Origin of the sequence: Pseudomonas sp. SIMBA_068 (assembly GCF_046534705.1) — a bacterium.
Lineage (GTDB): Bacteria > Pseudomonadota > Gammaproteobacteria > Pseudomonadales > Pseudomonadaceae > Aquipseudomonas > Aquipseudomonas putida.
This window is the reverse complement of sequence record NZ_JAWRYI010000305.1, coordinates 1-291: the sequence shown is the minus strand read 5'-3', so window position 1 is coordinate 291 and position 291 is coordinate 1. Positions and strand designations below refer to the sequence as shown.

The window sequence follows — 291 nt, the reverse complement described above, 5'->3', positions numbered from 1 at the left end:
CCTTAAAAAAATAGAGATGGAACAGGCGGTTGATCAGATTTCGGGTCGATTGGATGATTTGAAAAAGACAGCATTTGAAGCGCAGGCGGTTGATCAGATCGAAGAACGAGTGAAAGAGAAGGGTTTTTTGACTAAAACTGTTCAGCTGAATAGAGAAGATTTTGAGCAGGTGAAAAGCCTTGCTAAAGCGGGCGAGGTGTTTCGAAAGGACAATAATAGTTTAGAAAATGAGTTGGTACGTGAACGCAACCGAACAAAAGAATTGTCTAAAGAGAATGATCGTTTGAAAAG

Annotated in this window: 1 protein-coding gene; it reads left to right on the top strand. The window is 40.2% G+C overall.

Going from position 1 to position 291, the window contains the following annotated elements; all coding sequences use genetic code 11:
- The coding region (locus SB756_RS29285; RefSeq protein ID WP_410913050.1) for a hypothetical protein at window positions 1-291 on the top strand (291 nt) is incomplete at both ends.